4 protein-coding genes are annotated in these 4,205 nt (G+C 66.4%); 3 read left to right on the top strand and 1 reads right to left on the bottom strand.

Annotated elements, in window-relative coordinates; all coding sequences use genetic code 11:
* Together AB0B57_RS36690 and AB0B57_RS36695 are read left to right on the top strand one after the other, a co-directional pair.
* A partial coding sequence (locus AB0B57_RS36690) for a hypothetical protein (protein ID WP_357081049.1) occupies positions 1–762 on the top strand: 762 nt, incomplete at its 5' end.
* Positions 755–1,381, top strand: a complete 627-nt coding sequence (locus AB0B57_RS36695) for a hypothetical protein (RefSeq protein ID WP_357081052.1) — start codon at positions 755–757, stop codon at positions 1,379–1,381. The genes AB0B57_RS36690 and AB0B57_RS36695, both read left to right, overlap by 8 nt.
* Before the next feature lie 218 nt (positions 1,382–1,599).
* Here AB0B57_RS36695 and AB0B57_RS36700 read toward each other — a convergent pair whose 3' ends face one another.
* Complete coding sequence (locus AB0B57_RS36700; protein WP_357081055.1) at positions 1,600–1,734, bottom strand: hypothetical protein; 135 nt, start codon at positions 1,732–1,734, stop codon at positions 1,600–1,602.
* A 146-nt stretch (positions 1,735–1,880) separates the two neighbouring features.
* On the opposite strand from AB0B57_RS36700, the gene AB0B57_RS36705 reads away from it, so the two are divergent.
* The coding region (locus AB0B57_RS36705; protein ID WP_357081057.1) for a hypothetical protein at positions 1,881–4,205 on the top strand (2,325 nt) is incomplete at its 3' end.

Here is a 4,205-nt window from a genome sequence, read left to right on the forward strand (position 1 = left end):
ATCCACGGCGGCTGCTCACCCCTCCTCACGTTCAGACAGAACGAGCTTCACGATCAGCCGGTTACGCCCAACATCATTTTGTTAGGAGCTCTAAGGGCCAGGACGCGTACAGGAGGCAGGATCATGGGCGCGGACTTCACAGGTGCCGTCAATCTCGGAATCGACCACGGGATGTGGCGACCCCGCGACTGGCAGGACATTGTGAGCGCTGCGGCTGGCGGGCTGCTCGACGAATCGCGGTGGGTGGATCTCAAGCGGGAACTCAAGGCCGGACGACCTGGCAACAATGACCTTGCTATCGACGTCGCCGCGATGTCCCTGGAGGGTGGCCTCCTGGTGTACGGCGTGGTTGATCACGAGAGCCGCGCCGGCGAGGTTGTAGGTGTCGAACTAGCTGGCTTGGCCGACAGGGTCGATCAGGTTGCTCGGATGAAGGTGCACCCGCCAGTGATCGTCCGGTCCGTTCCGATCGTGGATCCGGCTCGGCCCGGGTGGGGCTGCCTACTCGTCATCGTTCCTCCCAGCGCGCAAGCACCGCACATGGTCGACAACATCTACTACGGGCGCGGAGACCGAGCCAACCGCAAGCTCAGCGACCAGGAAGTACGACAGGCAATCGCTGTTCGGACTCAGACCCAGCATGACGTTGGTCGACAGCTACGCGTGCTGCGCGATGAAGACCCCGGCCCGGAGCCCCCACCAGCGCGGACACCTGTATCTGGTCGCTCAACCCCTGGCCACACCCGCCGATGCGATGGTTGAGTTCATCACCGGCCCCAGCCTTCAAATGGAGATCCTGGCGATCGCAAGCAGCGTCACGCAGCATCTGGGCGGAAAGTGGGCGCCGACCCTGGCGTCCGCCACAAGGGCCCGACGGCGAGCAGATGGGGTTGCGTTCACCTCGTACAACGACCCCCGACGTCTCGACGAGCCGGGCCTGGTAGAGATGGTCCTCAGGGAGGACGGCTCGATCGCGCTAACGTGCGGCCGAGGCACGGACACCGTCAGCTCGCGCATGACCGAGGAGTCGGAGGCAGTCGTCTTCCCGGTCCTCGTTCTCGGGATGACACACAGCTTGATGATGATGGCCGGCCACCTGGCTGAGCGCGCTGGCGGCTACCAAGGGCAATGGGCTGTCGGAGTCCTGCTGGACAACCTCAAGAACGTGGGTCCGTTTGACGGCCGGGCCACCTGGGGGGACATGGGTGTGCCCTACAGCCGGAACGAGTACGAGCAGCTGACGACCACCACCACCTTGGAACTTGCCGAGGAGACGTCTGCGGTGGTCGAGCGGCTGCTCGGTCGGCTCATGCGAGGTCTGGGTGTGGACAGCCGGTATCTGCCGTACTCCGTGGAGTCGCTGCAGAAAGGCACACGTTGACCCCCACGGTCGCTCGATCGATAGCCCAGGTGGGGGCAGTAAGGAGGTACGGCGACAGGTCAGTGGGCCAGCGGCGTGACCAGGGCGCCCAAAGCTGATCCGTCATGTTTTTGCGACGGGTGCCGCGATGACTCGTTCAGCGAACGTCGTCAACAACCTCCCCTCCGCCGTGCCTGGCGACTGGGCGATCGTTCGCCAGGGCACGGCCGCGGAGACTGTCAGATGTCGCGGGTAAAAGTCATGATGATCCAGTCGGCTATTGCCCGGATGAGACCGGAGATTACGCCGCTGACAGCCGCCGCGGTGAGGTTGGCATGCCGGCCGTTGTCGTGATCGCGCTGGGAGTGAGACATCGCATGCTCCTGCGAAGTTGAGGAATGTCGGTTGAGCCGGCGCCGGCTGTTCCTCCACCTTGCGGGTGAGTCCAGGGACGTTGTCGGCAACGCGATGGGCAGCGACGGATGGCCACTCGGTACCTGGTAGTGGATGCTTGACGGCGATGAGTGCCGACGAGTCCCGACGGGCGTCTGTGAGCAAGCACAGACAGATCGAAAAGGTTGAGCTGCCGCCCGGACCCGCCCGTGATCTCCGTGACGCGCTGTACGACCTGTATCTACGCGCAGGTACTCACACCCTGGATGATCTCGCCGCGCTGATAGCCGCCGATGATGACCTTCCCGGCTCCCCGGGGCGGGATCCGATCAGCAGAATCGTCAGTGGTCGCGAGACCGGGAAGCAGGAGGATGTCGCGTCCCTGGCCACTGTCCTTGCCCGTCTCGATAACGGCAGGGACCGGCATCCGGCAGCGAAACGGATCCTCGAGCTTTGGATCGCAGCGAAAGCGGCACCTGCTGCGTCCGTGAGGCAGCGGTTGGGTAAGCCGGTCGGCGAGTGGAATCCCATCGACCTGGAGGTGCACCGGGCGATCGACACGCCGCAGCAGGGGGCATCGCTGCCAGTGCTCCCGGACTACGTGCCACGCGCGCACGACGTCCGGATCCGTCGGGCGGTGGATGAGGTCGCCGGGGGCAAGAGCCGAATGGTGACGTTGGTGGGCGGGTCGTCGACCGGCAAGACGCGAGCGTGCTGGGAGGCAATTCAACGTCTCGCCAAGGACGACGACCAGTGGTGGGTGTGGCATCCGAAGGATCCGTCCAAGCCAGGCGCCGCTGCTGCGGCAATCGGTGACGTCGGCCCGATGACCGTGGTGTGGCTCAATGAGGCGCAGCACTACCTGCTGCCTGCCGATCCGGCGCTCGGCGAACGAATCGCGGCCGGGCTGCGTACCTTGCTGGAGGACCCAGCCCGGGCTCCCGTGCTGGTCCTGGCAACACTGTGGCCGGAACCCTGGAGCACGTTAACCACTCGCCCGAGCCCTGGCCAGCATGACCCTTACGCCCAGGCCCGTGAACTGCTCGACGGCACCGACGTGCGAGTACGAGAGACGTTCACCAGTGTTGAAGTACGGGACTTGACAGCTCGGGCCGATCCTCGGCTGCGGCAGGCCGCCGAGAACGCCGAGGCTGGCCGGGTCACCCAATATCTAGCAGGCGTGCCGGAGCTGTTGAGCCGCTATCACAACGCAGAGGGTCCCGCTCGGGCCGTCATTGACGTGGCTATCGACGCCCGCCGGCTCGGTCACCTCATCGCGATCCCGCACTCCCTGCTAGACCAGGCCGCACCCGGCTACCTCACCGACCACGAATGGTCACAGGCGGCCGACGACTGGCTCGAACAAGCCTTGGCCTACACCGCCACACCGTGCAAAGGCGTGCCCGGTCCAGTGACCCGCATCCGCCCACGCCCCGGAGATTCACCAACCGGTCATGGGCCGACCTACCGGCTTGCTGACTACCTCGACCAAACTGGCCGTACCGAACGCGCAGGCGAGACGCCCCCCGCCAGCTTTTGGACAGCAGCCGCCACCATCACCGACCCCGATACGCTGAGGACCCTCGCCACCGCGGCAGCCGACCGGGCCCGCTACCGGCACGCTGCCCGCCTCTACCGGTTGGCGGCGGAACGGGGCGACCTTGAGGCACTGAAGATGCTCGCAGGGATGCGCGAGCGGGCCGGCGACGAGGTTGGTGCCGAGGCCCTGTACGAGCAGGCGGCCGAGCAGGGCGACACGGTCGCGGTACGGATGCTGGCCGAGATGCGGGAGAGGGCCGGCGACCGGGTTGGTATCGAGGCCGTGTACGAGCAGGCGGCTGAGCGGGGCGACCTTGAGGCGCTGACGATCCTCGCAGGGATGCGGGAGGAGGCCGGCGATCGGGCCGGTGCCGAGGCCCTGGCAGCCCAGGCGGCCGAGTGGGGCGACACAAGAGTGTTGCTGATGCTGGCGACCGGGCGGGAGGAGGCTGGCGACCCGGCTGGCGCCGCAGCGTTGTACCAGCAGGCGGCCGAAAGAGGCGACCCCAACGCAATAGTGTGGCTCGGCACGTTCTGGGAGGAGGCTGGCGATCAGGCCCGCGCCGAAAACTTTGCAGCCCAGGCGGCCGAGTGGGGCGACACGAAAGTGTTGCTGATGCTCGCAGGGATGCGGGAGGAGGCTGGCGACCAGGCTGGTGCCGCAGCCTTGTACCAGCAGGCGGCCGAAAGGGGCGACACCGACGCAATGGTGTGGCTCGGCGAGTTACGGGACAGGGATGGCGATCGGGCTGGTGCTGACGCCCTCTACCAGCAGGCGGCGGACCACGGCGACACCGTCCTGCTGCCGATACCGGCCAAAGGGCGGGAGGAGGCTGGCGATCTGGCTGGTGCTGAGACCCTGGCTGTTTTGGCGGCTGACCACGGCGACACCCGCGTGCTGCTGATGCTGGCG

Source organism: Micromonospora sp. NPDC049101 (assembly GCF_040648675.1).
In the GTDB taxonomy this organism is placed as follows: domain Bacteria; phylum Actinomycetota; class Actinomycetes; order Mycobacteriales; family Micromonosporaceae; genus Micromonospora.

Bases quoted from the DNA above. Each gene is read 5' to 3' on its own strand.
- AB0B57_RS36695 (WP_357081052.1), top strand. From the start codon at position 755: ATGGTTGAGTTCATCACCGGCCCCAGCCTTCAAATGGAGATCCTGGCG.
- AB0B57_RS36700 (WP_357081055.1), bottom strand. From the start codon at position 1,734: ATGTCTCACTCCCAGCGCGATCACGACAACGGCCGGCATGCCAACCTC.